This window comes from Streptomyces sp. NBC_00075, from assembly GCF_045041225.1.
Taxonomy (GTDB): domain Bacteria; phylum Actinomycetota; class Actinomycetes; order Streptomycetales; family Streptomycetaceae; genus Streptomyces; species Streptomyces adonidis.
Map to the genome: position 1 here is coordinate 11,037,328 of NZ_CP108243.1, position 17,869 is coordinate 11,055,196.

12 protein-coding genes and 1 pseudogene are annotated in these 17,869 nt (G+C 71.1%); 6 read left to right on the top strand and 7 right to left on the bottom strand.

Features of this window, described 5'->3' with window-relative positions; translation table 11 throughout:
* Positions 1-24 precede the first annotated feature (24 nt).
* Positions 25-1,449, bottom strand: coding sequence for an FAD-binding oxidoreductase (locus OG787_RS48505; RefSeq protein WP_369029599.1), 1,425 nt, complete (start codon positions 1,447-1,449; stop codon positions 25-27).
* Between the two features lie 28 nt (positions 1,450-1,477).
* Positions 1,478-2,650, bottom strand: a complete 1,173-nt coding sequence (locus tag OG787_RS48510) for an acyl-CoA dehydrogenase family protein (RefSeq protein WP_405539876.1) — start codon at positions 2,648-2,650, stop codon at positions 1,478-1,480.
* A 586-nt stretch (positions 2,651-3,236) separates the two neighbouring features.
* Between OG787_RS48510 and OG787_RS48515 the strand changes: the two genes are divergently transcribed.
* Together OG787_RS48515 and OG787_RS48520 are read left to right on the top strand one after the other, a co-directional pair.
* The gene (locus tag OG787_RS48515; protein WP_405539877.1) at positions 3,237-4,124 is read left to right on the top strand and encodes a cytochrome P450; all 888 of its coding nucleotides are present in this window, start codon (positions 3,237-3,239) and stop codon (positions 4,122-4,124) included.
* Between the two features lie 37 nt (positions 4,125-4,161).
* On the top strand, positions 4,162-5,190 hold the full coding sequence (locus tag OG787_RS48520; protein ID WP_405539878.1) for an aldo/keto reductase: 1,029 nt from the start codon (positions 4,162-4,164) through the stop codon (positions 5,188-5,190).
* Positions 5,191-5,300: 110 nt separating this feature from the next.
* Here OG787_RS48520 and OG787_RS48525 read toward each other — a convergent pair.
* From OG787_RS48525 to OG787_RS48540, 4 genes and pseudogenes are all read right to left on the bottom strand, one after another.
* Positions 5,301-6,230: pseudogene (locus OG787_RS48525) on the bottom strand (ribosome-inactivating family protein).
* 135 nt (positions 6,231-6,365) lie between these two features.
* Complete coding sequence (locus OG787_RS48530) at positions 6,366-7,976, bottom strand: peptide-N4-asparagine amidase (RefSeq protein WP_405539879.1); 1,611 nt, start codon at positions 7,974-7,976, stop codon at positions 6,366-6,368.
* A gap of 229 nt (positions 7,977-8,205) precedes the next feature.
* A complete protein-coding gene (locus OG787_RS48535) occupies positions 8,206-8,988 on the bottom strand; it encodes a dienelactone hydrolase family protein (RefSeq protein ID WP_405539880.1) in 783 nt (260 codons plus the stop codon).
* Positions 8,989-9,060: 72 nt separating this feature from the next.
* Entirely contained in the window at positions 9,061-9,411 is a 351-nt protein-coding gene (locus OG787_RS48540) for a DoxX family protein (RefSeq protein ID WP_405539881.1), read from the bottom strand.
* Between the two features lie 421 nt (positions 9,412-9,832).
* On the opposite strand from OG787_RS48540, the gene OG787_RS48545 reads away from it, so the two are divergent.
* The 4 genes from OG787_RS48545 to OG787_RS48560 all read left to right on the top strand — a co-directional run bounded on the left by OG787_RS48545 (position 9,833) and on the right by OG787_RS48560 (position 17,174).
* The gene (locus OG787_RS48545) at positions 9,833-9,970 is read left to right on the top strand and encodes a hypothetical protein (RefSeq protein ID WP_369029591.1); all 138 of its coding nucleotides are present in this window, start codon (positions 9,833-9,835) and stop codon (positions 9,968-9,970) included.
* A gap of 159 nt (positions 9,971-10,129) precedes the next feature.
* Positions 10,130-13,378, top strand: a complete 3,249-nt coding sequence (locus OG787_RS48550; protein ID WP_405539882.1) for an FtsX-like permease family protein — start codon at positions 10,130-10,132, stop codon at positions 13,376-13,378.
* Entirely contained in the window at positions 13,375-16,134 is a 2,760-nt protein-coding gene (locus tag OG787_RS48555) for an ABC transporter permease (RefSeq protein ID WP_405539883.1), read from the top strand. The genes OG787_RS48550 and OG787_RS48555 overlap by 4 nt, the downstream gene beginning before the upstream one ends.
* Before the next feature lie 74 nt (positions 16,135-16,208).
* Positions 16,209-17,174, top strand: coding sequence for an ABC transporter ATP-binding protein (locus OG787_RS48560; RefSeq protein WP_405539885.1), 966 nt, complete (start codon positions 16,209-16,211; stop codon positions 17,172-17,174).
* Here OG787_RS48560 and OG787_RS48565 read toward each other — a convergent pair.
* A complete protein-coding gene (locus OG787_RS48565; protein WP_369029587.1) occupies positions 17,161-17,853 on the bottom strand; it encodes an ABC transporter ATP-binding protein in 693 nt (230 codons plus the stop codon). The genes OG787_RS48560 and OG787_RS48565 overlap by 14 nt on opposite strands.
* Positions 17,854-17,869: the final 16 nt, after the last annotated feature.

Below are 17,869 nucleotides of genomic sequence, written 5' to 3' on the forward strand. Positions count from 1 at the left end.
CTTCTCACTCCGGACTCCGCTCGGTCAGCTGGAGCCGAGCGGCTCGATGTTCTTGTTGAAGCGCAGCAGGTTCTGGGGATCCCAGTCGGTCTTCGCCCGCACGAGCCGTGCGTACTTCTCGGGGCTGCCCCACACGCCGCGGCGCCACTCGGGCCCCATGTCGGTGGAGAGGTTGATGTAGCAGTTGTCCCGGACGTGCGGCCTGAGTTCCGCGTACACGCCGTCGACCCAGTTCTGGAACGGCTTGTCGCCCTCGGGCTGGTCCCACTGGGTGACGGTCTCCCAGAACCAGCCGGCGCCCTCCCGGGAGAAGGCCATGGCGTCCTCGTCGTAGTCCTCGCTGATCGCGCCGCCCATGGCCCAGATGTTCTGCACGGTGCTCGGCAGCGGAGGACTGGACTGCGGCTCGTGCTTCGCGGCGTGGCGAACCATGATGTCGATGATGTCGTCGCCGAGTTCGGACAGGTAAGCGCCCTTCATGTACATACGGCGGCCGAACGGGGCGATGGAGTCCAGCATCCGGTTCGCCACGGACCAGGGCATCGGCTGGATCACCTTGCCGATGGACGGCCCCAGCGCCGCGAGCGCGTCCGTCACCTCCTCGGCCTTGTCCGGCGGGCCGGTGTAGACCACGACCAGCATCAGCACCTCCGCCCCGTGCTTCTCGGCCGGCACCGGCGGAAGCGGCGGGCACTGGGTCAGTGCGGCGATGACGGAGAGCTCCCGCGGCGCCGTCGGCATGTGCTCACGCAGCGCGGCGAGCACCTGGGGGGCGTGCCCCAGGTCGAACGGGATGAACCCGGCGGCCACTTCGGGCTGCATGGGGCGGCCCTGGAACTCGAAGCCGGTCACCACGCCGAAGTTGCCGCCACCGCCCCGCAGCGCCCAGAACAGATCCGGGTTCTCCGTCTCGCTCGCCCGGATCAGCCGGCCGTCGAGTGTCACCACGTCACAGGCCAGCAGGCTGTCCACGGTGGCCCCGTACCGGCGCATGTTGTAGCCCACGCCGCCGCCCAGGGTTAGCCCGGCGACGCCCGTCGTGCTCACCGTGCCGGCCGGGACGACCAGCCCGTGCTGCTCCAGCGCGACGTCCATGTCGCCGAGCAGCACCCCGGCACCCAGCCGCACTACGCCGGTGGCCTTGTCGACGTCGATGGCGTCGAGTGCGGTGAGGTCGACGACGAGTGCGCCGTCCGGCATGGCGGTTCCGTCGCTGCCGTGCCCTCCGGCGCGTACGGCCAGCGGAGTGCCGGTCTCCGTGGCGAAGCGTGCGACGGCCAGCACGTCCTGCTCGTCGGCGGCTCGCGCGATCAGGGTCGGCGTCGCATCGCTGTCGCGCATGTTGTAGATCGCTCGCGCCGCCGTGTAGCCGACGTCCCGGGGGCGGAAGAGTTCGCCCCGGAAATCGGTGGGGAAATGCTTGAACACGCCCTGCTCGGTCTCGGGCATGACTTTCCTTTCGGGGGAGTGCTACGGCTCAGATGAACGCCACACCGGGTTCCAGCCCGCACAGGACACGGCCGTGCAGTTCCGCGTTGGTGCTGTGCAGGATGAAGGAGTGCACCGACAGGGCCTGTATGTCGCTGACGATGCGTGAGAGCGGATCCTTGCGGTGAATGGCGGAGGCGCCGGACGCCTGCTGGACGATCTCCACGACCTCCCGGCACAGCGAGGTGGTCCACGCCGCGTCGGCGCGGCACCGGACCCGCAGCGCGGTGTCCGACGGGTCCTCGGCCACCGACGCGACGGTGGCCGCGGCCCGTTCGGAGTGGAACCGGGCCTGGTCGAGCTTCATGACCGCCGAGTCCATCTGGAAGTGCGTGATGGAGGCATCCGCCTGGCGCGTGTACTGCGTGTAGGTGATGCCCCGCTTCTGGACACGGTCCTTCATGAGGTCCAGGGCGGCACTGGCCATGCCGAGGGGCGTCCCCGTGGCACCCGTCGCGAAGAAGGGGATGAAGGGCATCTTGAAGTAGGGGTCGTCCGCGAGGGCCTTGGAGAGCGACAGCACCGTGGTGGGGTCGGAGAAGGGCAGCACCCGGTGCTCGGGCACGAAGACGTCTGCGGACAGGGAGGCCGATCCGGTTCCGGAGAGCCCCGAGACCTGCCAGTCGTCGGCGCTTCGGCACTCACCGCGCGGGACGAGGAACTGCGCGGGCATGGGGGGTTGGCCGTCCCGCATGATCAGGGACGAGAGCAACGCCCAGTCGGCGTGGTGCTGCCCCGTACAGAAACGCCAGGTGCCGGTCAGACGGTAGCCACCGCTCACCGGCACCGCTTCGCCCGTGGGGTTGAACGCGGCCAGGACCTTCGGATTGTCCGTGGCATAGACATCGTCCTGCGCCTCGTCGGAGAAGCCGGCGACCATGTACAGGGTTCCGATGTAGATGCTGGCGACCCAGGCCGTCGAGGCGCAGCCGCGTGCCAGTTGCTCGCCCACATCGATGAACGTGCTCAGGGAGATCTGCCGGCCACCCCGGATCTTGGGCGCCATGAGCATCAGGAGCCCGGAGTCCTCCAGCGCTTCGATCGCCTCGTCGGTGGGGCGCCCGAGAGTGCGAGCCTCTTCGGCCTTCGAGTCGAGGAGCGGCACTAGACGGGCCGCCGTCTCCACCGCCTGGGCCGCGATCACGTCCTGCTTGTCGTCCACGGCTGGCGCTAAGCCCGTCCCACTGGCCGCGCGCGTCGATCCCATCGCCATTGATTGCCTCCTCGTGGAATCCACCGGGATCCGCCCGCAGTCGCTCGGCGACGGTGGTGATCTGGAACATAGATTAGTTTGACTCATGCGTCCATAGTTCGTCACTCAAGTCATTGACTGGGCGAGGGTCGTTGTGCGCTCAATTGTTCGCTGCTAGCATCAAATAATCGACGTGAAAGTAGAATCGCGTTGCCCGATCTTGCTGGAAGGGTGCCTGACAGTGCCGTCACCATCCCCGCGGGGCCATGATCTGCAAGAGTCCGCTCTGACCGATTTCAGTACCTACGGGACAACGCCGGCCGAGGCCCATGAACGGCTCTCGGCGGCTCGGGGGAAATGCCCGGTCGCCCACAGTGAGGAGCTGGGCGCTTTCGACATCCTGCTTCGGTATGCCGACGTCAGGAGTGCCGCAAAAGACTGGAAGACGTTCTCGTCGAGGCCCTCGGCAGTACGCCCGGTCGCGGCCAGGGCCCGTCTCGCGATCGACTGGGACCCGCCGGAGCACACCGCGTGGCGCAAGATAGTCGACCTCGGGGTGGACGATTCGACCCCTGATCGCATCGAAGGACTGGTGCGCGCCGACACCGTCGGTCTGATCGAGTCGTTCGCTTCCAAGGGAGAATGCGATCTGGTCGCGGAATTCTGCGAGCAGGTACCGCTCCTGGCGATCTGTCACATCCTGGGATTCGACTCCGAGCACAAGGACGAGATCCGTCGCCTGTCCAGCGACGTACTCGCGAGCCTGAAGGAGCCGGAGCGGCTCAGGAAGGCGCTGGGCGACTTCTCGAAGATCGCTACGGCGCCGGTACTGGCACGCCGGGGCAAGGAGGGCGACGACTTTCTGACCCTGCTCGCGAACGCCGAGGTGGACGGTCGGCCGCTCGAACCGCAGGAGATCACGGACACCATGATCAGTCTGCTCCTCGCGGGGCATGAGACCACGGTCTCCGGGCTGGGCAGCCTCTTCTACGAGGTGCTGCGGAACCCGGAAGTACGCGACAGGCTCGTCGCGGATCCCGACCTCATCCCGGCGGCGGTGGAGGAGGCGCTGCGTCTGCATCCGCCTGTCTTCGGGTTCTATCGGCGCATCACGTCGGATGTGAACGTCGCGGGTGTGGATCTCGCCGAGAACTCGACGGCCTACCTGTGCTGGGCCGCGGCGAACCGCGACCCGGAGAGGTTCACCGACCCCGACGAGTTCCGGCTCGACCGTGGGATGTCACGTCACCTGACGTTCGGATTCGGCATCCATACGTGCCCCGGCCAGGCGGTCGCCCGAATGGAGATGACCATCGCCGCGACCGAACTCCTGAAGCGGCTCCCGGACATCCGGCTGAGCACCGACGACATCCGGCACGAGTTCCGTGGTTCGGAAACCGAGTCCGTTTCGGCGTTGCCCTCAGTTTTCACACCGACGTCGTAAGCCGGTCCGTTCCGCGGCCCCTGCAAGAGGGAGATCCATGCAGTACCGCACGCTGGGCCGGACCGGCATCAAGGTCAGCCCCTACTGTCTGGGCGCCATGATGTTCGGCGCCATAGGCAACCCCGACCACGACGATTCCGTACGCATCATCCACAAGGCGCTGGACGCGGGCATCAACTTCGTCGACACCGCCGACTTCTACTCGCGCGGCGAGTCGGAGGAGATCGTCGGCAAGGCTCTGAAAGGCCGCCGGGACAACGTCGTCCTGGCCACCAAGGCGCACCTTCCGATGGGGGACGACCCCAACCAGCAGGGCAACTCGCGGCGCTGGCTGGTCCGTGCGCTGGAGGACTCCCTGCGCCGGCTGGGGACCGACCACGTCGACCTGTTCCAGATCCACCGGCCCGCGCCGGACACCGACATCGAGGAGACCCTCTCGGCCCTCACCGATCTGGTGCACGCCGGCAAGATCCGTGCCTTCGGTTCCTCGACCTTCCCGGTCTCGGACATCGTCGAGGCGCAGTGGGTCGCCGAACGGCGCGGCCTCCAGCGCTTCCGGACCGAGCAGCCGTCGTACTCCGTCCTCGACCGGGGCATCGAACGCGAAGTGCTGCCGGTCTGCGAACGCTACGGGATGGGCACGCTGGTCTGGAGCCCGCTGGCCGGGGGGCTGCTCACCGGTCGCTACCGCAAGGGCCGGCAGGCCGCCACGCATCGCGGCGGCTTCGGCTTCAAGCACATGAGCGACGAACGCCGGCTCGACGCCGTCGAACAGCTCGTCCCCGTCGCCACCAAGGCCGGGATGTCTCTGACACATCTGGCCATGGCCTTCACGATCGCCCACCCCGGTGTCACCTCGGCGATCATCGGACCGCGCACCATGGACCACCTCGACGACCTCCTCGCAGGCGCCGAGACCACCCTGACCGACGAGACACTCGACCAGATCGACGCCATCGTGCCTCCCGGCACCGAGGTCGGGACACTTGACCTGGCCTACAACCCGCCCGCCATCCAACAGCCTGCGCTGCGCCGCCGCCGGCCCGACGAGCGCTCCGCCGCCTGACCCGTCCCCGGGACCGGCTGTTCGGCGACGGCGAAGACCCCCGGCGGGACGAAGACCCCCGGCGGGACAAGGGGGAAGTGTCCCGCAGGGGGTGGCTCGGCAAGCTGTCGTCAGAGTGTGTGCCAGAGGGCTATGGCCAGCTGGGCGTCGATGGCCGCCAGCGTCGTGAGGTCGCCGTTGCCGATGTGGAAGCGCGGAGCCGCGTGGTTGTGGGTCGCGTTCTGGGTGGCCCGTGAGAGGGCTCCCCAGCTGTTCTCGAGCTGTAGGCCCGTCACACTGATCAGGTCCCGGCCGCTGTTCGACCCGGATCCTGTGCTGCTGATCGTCGACGACGTTCCCGTGAAGTAGCTGGTGGCGCTCCTGATCCCCTCGCTGATGCGGTAGGAGAAGTAGTCGAAGCGGGCGCCCTCGGCGAAGGCCTGGGTGAGGATCAGCAGGGCCCGCGCCTGGTTCCGGCCGGCCGCTGTGTAGTGAAGGTTGCCCAGATCGCTGATCGAGCCCTGGATGCTGTCCATCGAGATGGCCAGGCTGCCTCGGTCGATGTTGGCGGCGCCCTCCATGTCGTTGTAGTTGAGCCAGTTCAGATTCGTGGTCCTCGCTCCGGCGAAGGACTTGGGCCCCGCGCCCAGCCGGTATTACCGGTCCGTGCCGTCATTGCGCCAGCCCACGATGTACAGGTTCCGCGCGTTGAACACGAGAGTGATCTGACTGCGGCCCATGGCCAGGGTGACGGGGAAGTAGTCGTCCTGGTTGCGGGTGAGGGTGATGCCGCCGTAGAGCGGAGTTGCCCTCACCCGCCCCCGGATGTCCCGGATGATGGCGTCGTACCTGCGGCCGACCTCGCTCCGGTTCGTACTCGTCATGTCGTAGCTCATGCCGTCGGTCGGGACGTTCTCGTCGACCAGCTGAACCGCTCCCCCCAGTGACGAGGGGGGTGCCTCGGCGAGGCCGCTCACGCCGGTGACGGCGAGGACGCCGACGAGAGCGGCCGGGACGACGGCCGAGGGGCGGAGCCTGCGGAGGATCTGGAATCGGGACATCGCACTGTTCTCCCGGTGCTCGGTGTGCCGGATACCGGCCTTGCTGTCACCGACGTTCGCAACCCGGGAGTTGATCGACACGCCCCTTTTGTCACGGAAATCAATCCAGGACGACCGATTCCGTACCGTCCGGGGTCAGCAGCGTCGTACGTCCTTCGTCAGCACGCCCTGTTCCGTGGCGAGCGTGTGGTCGTAACACGCGCCGCCTCCTCGGAGCCGGTACCGCTCGCTCGTCGTCGCCACCGCGTGCCGGTCCTCACGGGCCACGCCCAGCGTGAACGTCGCGTCACCGGCGTACTTGTCGTCGCGCAGGACCCCGTCCGTGCGGGCGTGGTCGTCGATGGACATGATCACGCGGAGCCGGTTGTCCGAGTCGATCGTCGCGCGGCCGTCCAGGGTGTACGTGCGGTCGGTGCGGGAGGCGTGTCCGTTCACGGTGACCTTCTGGGCGTCGGTCCAGCGGCCGGTCTGGTTGTCGGTGTTCTCGTCCGGGGTCCAGTGGTGGGTGATCGCCGTGGTCAGTGACCGGTCGACCGTCGTGGTGACCCGGCCGTGGGAGGTGTCGAGGTAGCCCGAGACCTTCAGGCTGTGCGCGCCCGCCGTCACCAGACTGCGCAGCGAACCGTCCTCGTACGTGTTCGTCACCTTCGGCGCCGACGTCCTGTACGAGGTCACCGCCCCCGTCACCACCGACTTGTGGGCGTCCTGCCAGACCAGGATGTTCGTCGGCGCGCTCCATCCGGTCTGTCCGCTCGGCACCCCGAGCACCGACACGTCGACCGTGTGTGCCTTGCCGTCGTTCAGCTCGCCGGCGAAAGGGGTCAGGTCGAACTCCAGCGGCCGTACGTCGAAGGCGGTCGGCGACGGGAGCACCGACCACAGGTACGGGGACCAGCCGCCCGTCCACACGTTCGGGTAGGGCGAGGCGATCCCGGCCACCTTCCCGTCGATGCTGACCTCGACCTCGCGGTACGGGCCGTCGTCCGCGCCCTGGCAGGAGTAGGACGCCGACGGGGTGACCGCCGAGTACCAGAACTCCTCGCAGCCGCCGCCCGATCCGGTCGCGTACACCTCGGCGAGGATCCGCTCGGAGTTGCGGGGCGTGGTCAGCGAGGCGCCCGTGGTCACACTGTTCGCGTCGCTGAGCGGGATGACCTGGTCGGGGGCCGACACGGTGCTGCCGGGCCCGGGGGAGTAGAAGGTGAGCGTGACCTTGATGTCGAGGATGCCGGTGTAGGTGTCGTTGACAACGTTGCCGATGAGCATGTCGACGGACTGGGTGGTGCTCAGCGTCTTCTCGTACCGCGTCACGTCCTTCTCGACGGACCAGTCGATGCCGTCCTGCGAAGGTTCCGGCGTCGACGTACGGAAGACCTGGACGCCGCCGATGTCGAGGTAACCGAGCCGGTCGTACTGCCGTCCGGCCACACTGCCGTCCATCCGCAGCACGACCTTCGACCAGCGGCCCGGCGTGCCGCAGCCGGTCGGCGGGGTGTAGGTGCCTGTGTAGGGGGTGAAGTCCTTGAACTTCGCCTCGGCGACCGTGACCGAACAGGACGTGGTGTGCGGAGTGGCGACGGCCGGGGCGGCGGTGAGCGGGTCGTGATAGTCGGTGCCGAACTCGGTCGGCACCGTCACGGCCCCGGCGGGCGAGGTGGCGCTCAACGCCAGGCCGAGCGAGGCGACCGCGCAGGCGAGCCCGAGAGCCGTCCGGCGAAGTCGTCCGAGGGTCGTCAGATGTTCCATGCAGCGCAGTGAACCCACTCCTCCGGGGTCGTCACCAGCCATGCCGGGGAGGATTGAAGAGGTCTTGACCAATCGACGGGTGGGTGCCGGGCAGGGGTGGCCGATCCAAGGATGAACCTTCTTCTCCCGCCTCGGCCTCGGCATCAGGTGATCCTGCTCCTCCTGGTGGCCGCAAGCCTGCGTGGGCTCGCTCGGCAACCGCAGCAGCGGGGAAGCTCTCATCGGTGGGTCAGCCGGCGGCCGTACTCGGCTGCGCCCCTTCGGCATCGAGGTGATCACGCAGATGGGCGATGGTCCGTGTCCATGTCGCGCCGGCCGCGTCGGCGGAGTCGCCGAGGGCGGCCGACCCGAGGAAGCCGTGGCCGAGCCCGGGCAGGACCGTGTGCTCGAAGTGCGTGTTGGCGGCCCTGGCCCGCTCGGCGTAGCGTTCGACGCTCGCCAGGCCCACGGTGTCGTCCTGGTCGCCCCAGAACGCGAGCACCGGCCCGCGCAGTGAGTCGACGAGATCGATCGGCCGCGGTGGCGGTGACACGACCCATGGCGGCGGCTCGGGGAAGCCGTAGTAGGCGACCGTCACGAGGTCGTCCTGTGTCGACGCCAGGTCGAGTGCGAACGTTCCGCCCATGCAGAACCCGATCGTGCCCACCGCCGTGCCCGCGCAGCGCGCGCCGAGCCAGCCGACGGCGGCGCGCAGGTCCTCGACGCTCTGCCGCTCGTCGAGCTTGGCGCGGCGCGCGATCGCGGCCTCGGCACCCGCCTCCGCCAGTGGCCCCTGACGGAAGAAGACGTCGGGCAGCAGTGCCTGGAAGCCCGCGGCGGCGACCAGGGCGGCGAGGTGCTCGTAGAACGGACTGCGGCCGAGCATGTCGGCGATGATCAGTACGGCGGGCGCGCCCGGAACCGTGACAACGTGCCGCGCGGGCATCGCCTCGCCGGTGGGCAGACCGATCTCCACGTCGCGGCGCACGACGTCGGGCGTCGCCTCACCCGGTGGGATGTCGGCGTGGCACATGGCGGTATGTCTCCCGTCGGTCGTGAGGATGTGCACCTGCCCGGCCTACGGGGGCGGGCAGGAGGGGTGCTCTCATGCCATCAGTGATGCCACGCCCGTCGCGAGTGTCAGCAGGCCGAGTACCGCCGGGACCGACGTGTTCATCGCGGAGTCGTCTGCGCGGACGTGGTAGACGACCGCGCCCACCATGAGGAGGGTCAGTCCCACGGCTGCGGCGAACTGTAGTGGCCGCCACCACAGGCCGATCACCAACCCGGCGACCGCGGCGATCTCGAGCAGCGCGACCGTCACGTGCAGGCGGTGGGAGATGTGCAGCAGTCGCGCGCTTTCTTCGACGGCCGGCAGGCGCACCAGCTTCGCCACTCCGCTTCCGATGAAGACCAGCGCGAGTATGACCGAGAGTACTCCGGCGAATGCCGACATTGATCTACTTCCTCACGAGTGCGCCACGGGGTGGGCGGGGAGCCGGGCCGCCAGATTACGTCTGTGTTTTAAATTCGACAAGAATGTCTACACAGAACGATTGGACATTCCATGAAGGCGCTGACATGAAGGCACTGAGCGGAGTCGAACGAGAGTGGTCCGGAGCTTCGGCCGTTCGCCAACCGCCCGAGCCGTCCACCGGTCGTCCGCTTCTGGTCGCGGGTGGCAGGATCGGCGAGGTCGTCTCTCAAAGGCAGACGGACGACTCCTGGGCCGAGGACGGGCCGGGCGTCCCGTCCGGAGCACGACACGGTGCCTCCACCCCGGAGGGCGACGGGGACGGGGGGCAGTCCCGAACTGGCGGATGGCTCCTGAAGATCACCATCAGTGCCGCGCCCTCCGTCGCCGACCGGGAGAAGCAGTGGCAACTGCCGTGCTGGAGAGCTGCGTCACGGCAGCCCGGGAGTACAGCGCCGACGTCCAGATGGAAGCTGTGCCCGCTCCCGACCGGTGGCCCGGCCCCGTCTTCGCCTACCCGCCGACGGCACCGTCACTGTGAGGTCCGAACCGCTGAACCATCACCAGTAGCGCGGCCCAACTTCCGGATCGGACAGTTCAGACCTCGCCGACATCCGATCGCGAGTTGACGAAAGTCGGTCCTACAATTCCCCCTTGCACCTGCACGCTGGAATCGGGGGGTTCGGTGGGGGAACGAGGCGTGCCCGTGGGCGTGTTGCGGTTCATCGCGCTGCGGGCGTGGGTGTACCGCGCGCTTCTGGGTGCCGCCCTGCTGACCGTGCTGCTGACCACGACCGTGCTTGCCGCGCTCACCGCCTACTCGGGCGCGATAGGCGACGCGGCGCTGCGGCGGTCGCTCGCCGAGCAGCGCACCGCCGCCGAGGCCGCATTGGTGGTCAAGGGCGATGTGCCGGCCGACGAGCGAAAGGCGGCCGACGACGCCGTGCGGGCGGGGGCCCGCACCATCTTCGCCGGGCTGCCCGTGCGGGTGCGTACCCTGCTGCGTTCCGGCCCCTACGCCCTGCCGCCCGCGCCGCGGCCGGCCGCCGAGCGCGACGGGAACCCTGACCTCACCCACTTCGCGGCCCTGGACCGCACCCAGGTGCGGACCGTCGCCGGGCGGCTCCCCCGTGAGGCGGGGACCGCCGGGTCCATCGAGGCCGCACTGCCGCAGAGCGCCGCCCAGCGGCTCGGCGTGGCACCCGGCGCCCGGCTGACCGTCACCGACCGGCTGGGCGGCCCGGCGGTGCGCGTGCTGATCACCGGCGTGTACCGGCCGGCGGACGTCCGGGCACCCTACTGGCAGTTGGACGACCTGGACGGCCGCGGAGTCGAGGCGTCGAGCTTCACGACGTACGGCCCCCTGCTCACCGCTGAGGGTGTGCCGACGTCGGGGCGGGTGAGCGTCGGTACGTCGGGCTGGCTGGCGTCGGCCGACTACTCCTCGCTGACGACGGGCCGGATCCACCCGCTGCGCGAGGCTGTCCGCTCGGGGAGCGCGAAGCTGCGCGCCCAGCCCGTGCTCGGCGGTGCGACCGTGGCGGCCACCGGGTTGCCGGAGGTGCTGGACCGCGTCGAACGCTCCCTGCTCGTGACGCGGGCCGGCATGCTGATCGTCGCCGGCCAGCTCGGACTGCTCGCGGCCTGCGCCCTGTTGCTCGTCGCGCGGTTGCTCGGCTCCGAGCGCGTGGCCGAGGCCCGGTTGCTCCGTGCGCGCGGTGCGACCCGGGCACGGCTCGCGGGACTGGCCGCGCTGGAGGCCCTGCTGATCTCCGTACCGGCGGTGGTGGTGGCGCCGCTGCTGTCGGGGCCGTTGACGCGGCTGCTGGTCGGGCAGGGCGCGCTGGGCCGGACCGGGATGCGTGTCGAGGTGCCGTTCGGGGGCCGGCCCGAGGTGTGGGCGGTCGCCGCGGGCGTGGCCGCGCTGTGTGCGTTGGCGGTGGCCGTCCCCGCGTGGCGGGCGTCCTTCGCGGGTGCCGTCACGGTGCGTGCCGGGGCGCTGGCCGCACCGCTGCGCGCCGGTGCGGACGTCGGACTGCTGGCCGTGGCCGGTGTCGCTTTCTGGCTGCTCGAGAGCCAGGGCTCGGGAGCCGTCACCACCGACCGGGAGGGCGTCCTCGGCGTCGACCCGCTGCTGGTGGCGGCACCGGCCGTGGTCCTGCTCGCCGGAACGGTTCTGGTGCTGCGGCTGCTGCCCCTGCTGGCTCGGGTCGGCGAGCGGCTCCTGGCCCGCGGGCACGGGCTGACCGCGGCCATGGTCGGCTGGCAGTTCAGCCGCCGGCCGATGCGCGGGGCGGGTCCGGTGCTGCTCCTGGTCGTCTCCGTGGCGCTGGGCGTGATCGCGATCGGGCAGGGCGCTTCCTGGCACCGTTCCCAGGCCGACCAGGCCGACTTCCGCGCGGGTGCCGAGGTGCGCGTCCTGACCTCCGGGGACGGCGGTGCGGGCCGTACGGACGTCTACGCGGACCTTCCGCACGTCGACGCGGTCGCCCCCGCGGTCCGTGGCACCGTGTCGCTCTCCGGCAGTCGCACCGCGACCGTCGTGGCCCTGAACACGGCGGAGGCGGCCGGGACGGTACTGGCGCGACGCGATCTGACGGACGGTCCGCTGCTCGCCGGACTCGCGCCGCGCGGAGCGCCCGCGGGCATCGGGATACCGGAGGGCACGGCCCGGCTCACCCTGACCGCCGCCCTGCACAGCACCACGCCGGGGCCGGGCGCGGACGTCACGCTCACGGTGCGGGACCGGCACGGAACCTCCTACGACATACCGTCCGGCCGTCTCGCCGCCGACGGCCGCCCGCACCCGCTGACCCCGGATCTGAACGGCGCCCGGGGCCCGTTGTCGCTGACCGGGCTCACCCTGAGCACGTCGCAGCCGACCGGTCGTGCCCACCGGCACCGCCTGGTTCTTGCCGCGCTCACGGCGACAGCGGGCGACGGTGACATCCGGCAGTTGACCCTGCCGACGAGATGGGCGACCGCCGCCGAGTCCGACTCGGCCGCCTTCGCCCCCGACGACGACGCCCGGCCGACCCGCCCCCGGATCACGTCGACGGCACCCGTCACCATGACCTACAGCACCGGCTACCTGCCGCCGGACGTCCCGCCGGCCGCCGCGCCGCTGGAGGTCCGGCTGAAGGTCCCCCAGCCCAGGGCGCCCGAGATCGCCGCCATCGCCACCCGCCGGTTCCTCACCGCGTCCGGTGCGCGTGAAGGCCAGCGCGTGGACGTGACGTTCGACGGCCGTTCCGTGCCCGTACGCATCGTCCGCACCGCGAGCGCCCTGCCCACGACGGAGACCACCGCGCAGGACGGCGGGGCCCTGCTGGTCGATCTCCGGGCCGTCGACCGGGTGCTGCAAGCCCGCTACGGAACCGGCCTCACACCCACCGAGTGGTGGTTGCGCACGGCCGCGCCCGGTGCCGCGGCAGCCGCCGTGCGGGCCCTGCCCGATGTCGACCCGGAGCAGGTGGTGGTGCGCGACGAGATAGCGGCCGGATTGCGCGACGATCCCTTCGGAGCGGCCCCGGAAGCGGCGCTGGTCGCGGCAGCCGGGGTGACGGTGCTCTTCGCCTCGCTCGGCTTCGGGGTGAGCGCGGCAGGGGCGATGCGGGCCAGGGACGACGAGTTCGCCGTCCTGCGTGCCCTGGGGACACCGCGCCGTCGGCTGGCCCGGCTGGTCGCCGTGGAGCACGGAGTGTTGGTGGCCCTGGCGCTGCTGATCGGCACGGCCCTGGGCGCGGTGCTGACGTACGCCCTGGTTCCCCTCGTCGTCCTGACCGGGCAGGCCACCCGGCCGCTCCCACCGGTGCTGGTCGAACTCCCGCTCCCGCGCCTGGCCGCGCTCCTGGCTGCCCTCGCAGCGGGCCCCGCCCTCGTGACCGTGGCCCTCGCACTCCGGCGGGCGAAACCCGTGACGACTCTCAGGGACGAGGTGACGCAGTGACCACGCGGAGCGGCGGGACAAAGTCGGTGCCGCCGCACGTACGGGCCGGGGTGCGGGCCCGGCTGAGGGCCTTCGCCGGTACGTCCGTGGCCCTCGCGCTGCTGGTGACCGTGACCGCCGCGCTGGCGGCCGCGTACCCGCGTGCCGTCGACCGGTACGGGGACGCGGGGCTGCGCCGGGCGGTCGAGCAGGCCCTGCCCGACCGGACGACCGTGCAGGTGGACGCCCCGCCACCCTGGACGGACACGGTCGAGGAGGCGGAGGCCGCCCTGCGCACCGGTCCGCTGGCCGCAGCGCGGAAGGAGGTTCTCGCCACCACGAGGGCTCCGCTGGTTCCCGACCCCGCGCAGTCGTCGTACGGCGTACGCACGACCGTCGGCCTGGCGGCGTCCGACCCCTGGCTTCCCTCGCCCGCCGGCATGCCCGCCCAACTGGTGCTAGCCGCTCAGCAGGACCTGGCCTCCCACGCCCGGCTCGGCGCGGGCCGGCTGCCACGCACCACGGGCGAACCGGTCACCGCGGCGACCGCGCAGGTCGAGGCCGCCGTCACTGCGGACACCGCCCGCACGCTCCACATCCGGGTCGGCTCGGTGATCCACCTGCCAAGACCCGTCCGCGCCCCGCTCGCCGTCCGGGTCACCGGGATCGTCGTCCCGCGCGCTCCCGCGGGCGCCTACTGGTCGACACTGCCGGTGCTGCGCACCCCCGCGCTGAGCCGCCTGCCCGGCAGCGCGCTGCCGGAGGTCTACTGGACCGGCGGCCTGCTCCTCGCCCCCGATGCCGGCCCGGTCCTGCTGGGCACCGCCGGTGTCCCACACCGGTACTGGCAGGTGGCCCCGGACGTCGCCGGTCTGCGCGGCCACGAACTCGACCGTCTGGCGTCCGCCGTGGCCGCCCTCGAGTCGGGCCCGGGAGTGCAGCGGCTGCGGGCGGTCGTCGACCCGCGCCTGGAGGCCCGGACGAATCTCGACGAGGTCCTCGCCGACCATGCCCGACTGCGGTCGGGGATCGACCCGCTGCTTCTCCTCGCCGCCGTCGGGACCGGCAGCCTGGCCGTGATCGTCCTGGCCATGGCCGGCGGTGCGGCAGCCGACCGCCGACGCGCCGAGCTGGCCCTGCTGCGGGCCCGCGGCGCCTCACTGTCCGGCCTCGCCCTTCGGCTCCTGGCGGAGACGGCGGTGGTGGCCGTACCGGCTGGCGCCCTCGGACTGACCGCCGCCCTGCTCCTCCTGCCCGGTGCCCGCAGCGCGTCCGCCGTCACCGCCGCCCTCGCCGTCACCCTGCTCGCCTGCGTCGCGCTCCCCCTGCGCGGCGTGGTGGCGCACCGCACGGTCCGGACGCACGACGGCCGGGAGGGCCTCGCTTCCGCCCGGCCGTCGCGGCGCCGTACGGTGACCGAACTGACCGTGCTGGTCATCGCGTCGGGGGCGGTCGCCGTACTGCGCCGACAGGGATCCGGCAGCACCGGTCTGGTGGCCGCCGCCCCGCTGCTGACGGGCGTGGTCGCGGCTCTGCTGCTGGCACGCCTCCACCCGCTGCCACTGCGTGCGCTGAGCAGGGCGACCACCCGGTTGCGCGGCCCGGTGGTGCCACTGTCGCTGGCCCAGGTGGCCCGCGCCCCCGGCTTCGCCGTGCTGCCGCTGCTCGCCCTGCTGACCGCCCTGACCACGGCCGCGTTCGGCGGCTCGGTCCTCGCCGGGGTCACAGCGGCGCGCGACCGGGCCGCGATCCTCGCCGTAGGCGCCGACGGCCGTATCGAGAGCCCCACGGGCGAGCTCCCTCAAGCCCTGCCGGACCGCGTCCGCCGGCTGCCCGGCGTACGGGAATTGACGGAAGCGAGCGTCATCAACGAGGCGAAGCCGCAACAGGGCAGTCAGCCGGTTCCGCTGGCCGGAGTCGATCCCGACGCCTACGCGCGCCTGTCGCACCGCACGGGACTGGGGGCGTTCGACGCGGCGGACCTCCGGCAGGGGCCCGCCGGTACGACGGCCGACGCCGACCGGCCCCTGCCCGCCCTGGCCTCACCGCGCGTGGCGGAGGAGTACGGCACCGGCCCCTACCCCGTCCTGCTCCCGGACGGCACCTCCGTCACCGTACGGATCGTCCTGGTCCGGGAGCACACCTCTGCCGTGATCGGTGACGACTTCCTGATCGTGGACCGGGCCGGTCTGCCCCGTGACGTGGCGCGTACGACGACCCTGCTGCTGACCGGTGACGCCCTGAACGGCCGGGCGCTGCGCTCGGCGGCGGACGGCACGGCGACATCCGTCCGGCTGCGCGGCGAAGAACGCGCGCGGCACGTCGACTCACCGCTGCAATCCGGCGCGGAACGCCTCTACGGTGTCGCGGTCGCCGCGGGCGCCGGATACGCGGTCCTCGCCCTTCTGCTGACCGTGCTGCGCACCGCGCCCGAACACAGTGCCCTGCTCGCCCGGTTGCGCACCATGGGCATGAGCCGGTCCCAGGGCCGACGACTGCTGATCCTCACGGCCCTCCCGCAGGCGCTCCTGGCCGCGGCGGGCGGTCTCCTGACCGGCTGGGCCGGTATTCACCTGCTGTCGCCCGGCGTCGACCTGACGACCCTCGCCCTGGCCTCCCCGTCCGCCCTCGAAGGGGCCGCGCTGCGCACCGATCCGCTCTCGTTGGGGGTTCCGGCGCTCACCGTGCTGCTGCTGGCCGTCGGTGTGCCCGCAGGCCAGGCCTGGTGGACCAACCGACGCGGCTCGGTACGCGAACTGAGGATGGGTGACGACTAGACAGTGAACAGAGCCCTGAGACCGAGCTTCCTCCGGTACCGGCCCGTGTCCCTCCGTCCGTCCAGGAGCAGCCGATGACCAGCAGCCCGACCTTCCATGAACTCACCGACCGTGCCCGCACCGCGCGCGACGCCGCCGTCTACGGTCACGACGCCCTGATCACCTGCGACCGGCTGGTACGGATCTTCTCCGCCGACGGCGTGGAGGTCCAGGCACTGCAAGGCCTCGACCTCCTCGTGCGCAAGGGGGAACTCATGGCCCTGGTCGGTGCCTCCGGCAGCGGCAAGTCCACCCTCATGAACATCCTGGCCGGACTGGACAGACCCACCGCCGGCGCTGCCCGCGTCGCCGGCCACGACCTGGTCACGATGTCCTCCAAGGAACGTCTCGCCTACCGTCGCAGGACCGTCGGGTTCGTCTGGCAGCAGACCTCCCGCAATCTCCTGCCCTATCTCACCGCCGCGCAGAACGTCGCCCTGCCGTTGCAGTTGGCCCGCGCGCGAGGCCGGCGCTGGACCAGGGCCGATCGCGCCATGGAACTCCTCCGCCTGCTGGACGTCGCCGAATGCCGCGACCGTCGGCCGCACGAGATGTCCGGCGGCCAGCAGCAGCGCGTCGCCCTCGCGGTCGCCCTCGCCAACGATCCCGCGGTCCTGCTCGCCGACGAGCCCACCGGCGAACTCGACTCCCACACCGCCGAACAGGTCTTCGCCGCGTTCCGCACCGCCAACGAGGAGCTGGGGACCACCATCGTGATCGTCACCCACGACCAGTCCGTCGCCGGTGAGGTCCGCCGTACGGTCGCCATCCGGGACGGCCGTACATCGACGGAGGTCCTGCGCCACAGCGAGGTCGACTCCGCCACCGGCCAGGAGAACCTGGTCGCCCGTGAGTACGCCATGCTCGACCGGGCCGGCCGCCTCCAGCTCCCCGCCGAGTACACCCGGGCCCTGGGGATGCGCGACCGCGTCGCCCTGGAACTGGAACCCGACCACATAGCCGTCCGCCCGGACGACACGACAGGACCTAGGAACCGGTGATCCTTCCGTCCTTCAGCTCCAGCACACGATCCGCGAGGTCGAGAAGTGTCCGGTCATGGGTGGCCACGAGAGCCGTGATCTGTTCGCTGCGGACCACCGCGCGCAGCAGTTCCATCACGGAGTGCCCGGTCTCCGCGTCCAACTGACCGGTCGGCTCGTCGGCGATGAGGATCGAGGGGCTGTTGGCCAGGGCGCGGGCGACGGCGACACGCTGGCGCTGCCCGCCCGACAACTCGGCCGGGCGCTGCGCGGCATGGTCCGCGAGCCCCACGAGCGACAGCAGCAGTTCGACGCGCTCCCGCCGCTCGCGCGGATCCGCCCTTCGCAACCGCAGCGGCACGCCCACGTTCTCGGCGGCCGTGAGAATGGGAATGAGCCCGAACGACTGGAAGACGAAGCCGATGCGCTCCCGGCGCAGCGCGAGGAGGGCGTCCTCACTCTGATCCCGCAGCTGCATCCCGTCGACGGTGACGTGTCCGCTGTCCGGCTCGTCCAGCCCGCCGACGATGTTGAGCAGGGTGGTCTTGCCCGAGCCCGAGCGTCCCTTGAGAGCGACGAGTTCCCCCCTGGGGACCTCGAAGGAAACGCCCCGCAGCGCATGAACGGCGCTGACGCCCCGGCCGTACGACTTGTGCACATCCGCCACCCGCAGCATGGCCGCGGTCACCGCCTGGCCCATCACGCCCCCGTATGCT

Coding starts and splice junctions, on each gene's coding strand:
- OG787_RS48505 (WP_369029599.1), bottom strand. CDS start 1,449: ATGCCCGAGACCGAGCAGGGCGTGTTCAAGCATTTCCCCACCGATTTC.
- OG787_RS48520 (WP_405539878.1), top strand. CDS start 4,162: ATGCAGTACCGCACGCTGGGCCGGACCGGCATCAAGGTCAGCCCCTAC.
- OG787_RS48530 (WP_405539879.1), bottom strand. CDS start 7,976: ATGGAACATCTGACGACCCTCGGACGACTTCGCCGGACGGCTCTCGGG.
- OG787_RS48535 (WP_405539880.1), bottom strand. CDS start 8,988: ATGTGCCACGCCGACATCCCACCGGGTGAGGCGACGCCCGACGTCGTG.
- OG787_RS48540 (WP_405539881.1), bottom strand. CDS start 9,411: ATGTCGGCATTCGCCGGAGTACTCTCGGTCATACTCGCGCTGGTCTTC.
- OG787_RS48560 (WP_405539885.1), top strand. CDS start 16,209: ATGACCAGCAGCCCGACCTTCCATGAACTCACCGACCGTGCCCGCACC.
- OG787_RS48565 (WP_369029587.1), bottom strand. CDS start 17,853: ATGGGCCAGGCGGTGACCGCGGCCATGCTGCGGGTGGCGGATGTGCAC.